Genomic DNA, 2711 nt, shown 5'->3' on the forward strand with positions numbered 1-2711 from the left:
ACCAGCTGCGTACGCTGGTTTCCCGAGTCCAATACCCCTGCCATAAACAAGCTCCCTCACCCAACCCGGCATGGCCTTTGCTCAAAATACCTAAAGCCATCCGGAACGCCGGATTAATGACATTCAGTTCAATCTGTTTATGAGCATAGTTCAGAACCTGCGTATGCACAGGATAATTACAGCTTTTTTAGCTCTGGCCCTGACAGCGCCTGCCTTTGCTGCGGCACAGAACGACTGGCAGCAGACGGTTTCGCGGCAGTTGCTGAAGCGCTGGCAGGAAATAAGCGGCGACAGCAGGAACAGCAAAATCAGTTTTCCTGGCACACCGTCAGACTTCCGTCTGCAGGATTGCGACAGTCAGCCCCTGACGGATCTGGTCAAACCCCTGCAGCCCGGGCGAAACGGCATAGAAATACATTGCCCCTCGCCCTACTGGAGCCGCCATATGGCGATTCAGCTGCATGTTTACCGTGAAGTTGCCGTACTGGCCCACAGCACGACGGCCGGCGTTCATCTGACCAGCGCCGACATCCGCTATGTGCGGCATGACATTGGTGAGCTGAACAAAGGATTCTTTGGCCGCAACATTCCTCTGCGCGGCCTGCAGGTAAAGCGCAGCCTGCGTGCCGGGACAGTATTGTCACCGGACATGCTGGACGAGCCACTGATCATAGGTCGTGGCGATGAGGTCGATATCAGGGTGAATCGTCCGGGCATCAGTGTCACCATGAAAGGGACCGCCATGGGGAGAGCGCGGGAAGGTGAAACACTGAGGGTAAAGAACAACCGCAGCGGCAAAATCGTCACAGCGACCGCCATTGCCCCCGGGTTAGTACAGGTGGAATAAAAATTCCAAAAAAAAGTTAAAGTTCCATAAAAGCTGGCCGATAACATCTATGCAGGAGTGTAAAATGGCAAACTGGCTGGGAGATTTATCCATGAATATCAATAAGTTAACTGGTGGAACTGACACCAGTTCAAAAACCAGGAGCGGCGCAACCGAAGCCGTACCGGGCAAACAGGACAACAACAGCAAAGCTCAGGAAACGGCCAAAGTCACCGATCAGGTCAAACTGAGCGCGAGCAGCAAAAGTATTCAGCAGATTGAAGCTGAGATCCGTGATATGCCGGAAGTAGACGACGCCACCGTCGACCGCATCCGCAATGCGATCCAGAATGGCGAATACAAAATCGATTACGACAAGCTGGCAGGGAAAATGCTTTCTTTTGAGGACAAACTCAACTGAAAGTAGTCCGCCATGAGCATCGACACCCAGCATTTTGCCAAACTGCTAGATGAAGAACTGAATCTGGCGCGTCAGATTCATGATCTGATGCACCAGGAGCGCGGCGCCATCCGCGCCAACGATATAGGCACCCTGCAACACCTGCGAACCTCCAGCAGCCAATGTCTGCAACAACTGCGTGACCATGCCAGCCAGCGCCTGCAATGGATGCAGAATAAGGGGATGGATTCCGCAGACACCTGTCTCAACCATCCGGATATCCGCCCGGCGGCAAACATTAACCGCCTGTGGCAGGAACTGGAGCAACAGTACAACCGCAACCGCAAACTCTCGCAACAGCTGTCTGACATTGTATTGACGGCACGTCACCGTACTGTTCAGAAACTCAAAATCTTGCGCGGCCGCGATAATGATCCACACTTATACAATGATCAGGGCAAAGAAAATCACCTCAACAACGGGCGGGGATACATTGAGGTCTGAACAGTGTCGGAAGCAATAGCCATGTCGATGGAAATGGATAGTAATCAGGAATATCTGCTGGAAGAGGCGGAAGATATCTATGGTGCGCTGCGTAAAATCGTACTTATGTCGACACCGGTGAAAGTGCATATCGACGGCAGTACCGAGGTATTCAGCTCAGCCATTACGGCAACCGACCTCAAGAGTCGCAGCTTCTTTATGGACAAGGTCATTCCCCAGCAGGGCAATGAAATGATCCGCTCCGGCAAACGCTTCAGCATTGAATGCGACAGCCAGGGAATCCGCATCGAATTCCGCATGACAGGTCGTCTGACCTATCAGTCCGGAAAAGAACAGTATCGTGCCGAGTTTCCCGATAAAGTCCTCTACCTGCAGCGTCGCGATTCCTACCGAGTTATGATTCCCCCGGCCCATGAAATACTGGTCAAAATCCGCATGGGTGACAGCGAAGGCGATCTTATCGGTCAGCTGAAAGATATCTCCTCCAGCGGCTTCAAAGCCTATTTCAAAGGCAACGTAAAAAAGCGCCTGCAACAACAGGAAAAGTTCGATATTGGCCGCATCCGCTTTAACAGCGAACACACCATGGACTGCTCACTGGAAGCCCGCCACGTGGTAAACACCGATGAAGGTGATACGACCTGCGGTTTTGCTTTTACCCGCATTTCGCCTATGGCACAGCGTTATCTGGATAAGCTGATCAACGAACTGCAGTGGGAAGAGCGGCAAACCAATGAGACAAATGAAGACCCGTTCGCCGACCTCTGACAACCTCTCACGAGCAGATTGTTCAATTAATAACCAGCCCTGAACGCACAACAGCAAGCAGAAGCCTGTCAGGGCTGACAACACCCTCCCCAGCCGTTAGAATGCGCTCCGTCTCCCTATAGCTCAACAGGATAGAGCAGTCGCCTCCTAAGCGACCGATCGGGGTTCGAGTCCCTGTGGGGAGGCCATTGTAGTGGTCAACTATTTCCGGAC

General features: G+C 52.6%; 4 protein-coding genes and 1 tRNA gene. All 5 read left to right on the plus strand.

Annotated elements, in window-relative coordinates:
* Positions 1 to 163 precede the first annotated feature (163 nt).
* The 5 genes from flgA (at position 164) to B2Z72_RS00900 (ending at position 2686) form a co-directional block, all read left to right on the plus strand.
* Positions 164 to 847, plus strand: a complete 684-nt coding sequence (gene flgA / locus B2Z72_RS00880; RefSeq protein WP_297003988.1) for a flagellar basal body P-ring formation chaperone FlgA — start codon at positions 164 to 166, stop codon at positions 845 to 847.
* A gap of 64 nt (positions 848 to 911) precedes the next feature.
* Entirely contained in the window at positions 912 to 1247 is a 336-nt protein-coding gene (flgM, locus tag B2Z72_RS00885) for a flagellar biosynthesis anti-sigma factor FlgM (RefSeq protein ID WP_297003989.1), read from the plus strand.
* A 12-nt stretch (positions 1248 to 1259) separates the two neighbouring features.
* Positions 1260 to 1730 carry a flagella synthesis protein FlgN gene (locus tag B2Z72_RS00890; protein ID WP_297003990.1) on the plus strand — a complete coding sequence of 157 codons (471 nt, stop codon included), beginning with the start codon at positions 1260 to 1262 and terminating at the stop codon, positions 1728 to 1730.
* Between the two features lie 3 nt (positions 1731 to 1733).
* A complete protein-coding gene (locus tag B2Z72_RS00895) occupies positions 1734 to 2498 on the plus strand; it encodes a flagellar brake protein (protein WP_297003991.1) in 765 nt (254 codons plus the stop codon).
* Positions 2499 to 2610: 112 nt separating this feature from the next.
* Positions 2611 to 2686 (plus strand) — tRNA-Arg (locus tag B2Z72_RS00900).
* Positions 2687 to 2711 lie beyond the last annotated feature (25 nt).

The sequence above is a fragment of the Thalassolituus sp. UBA6592 genome (genome assembly GCF_002433655.1).
Lineage (GTDB): Bacteria > Pseudomonadota > Gammaproteobacteria > Pseudomonadales > Oceanobacteraceae > Venatoribacter.

What these genes read in the sequence shown, in the direction of transcription:
- B2Z72_RS00890 (WP_297003990.1), top strand. Translation starts at nt 1,260, where the DNA reads ATGAGCATCGACACCCAGCATTTTGCCAAACTGCTAGATGAAGAACTG.
- flgM (WP_297003989.1), top strand. Translation starts at nt 912, where the DNA reads ATGGCAAACTGGCTGGGAGATTTATCCATGAATATCAATAAGTTAACT.
- flgA (WP_297003988.1), top strand. Translation starts at nt 164, where the DNA reads ATGCACAGGATAATTACAGCTTTTTTAGCTCTGGCCCTGACAGCGCCT.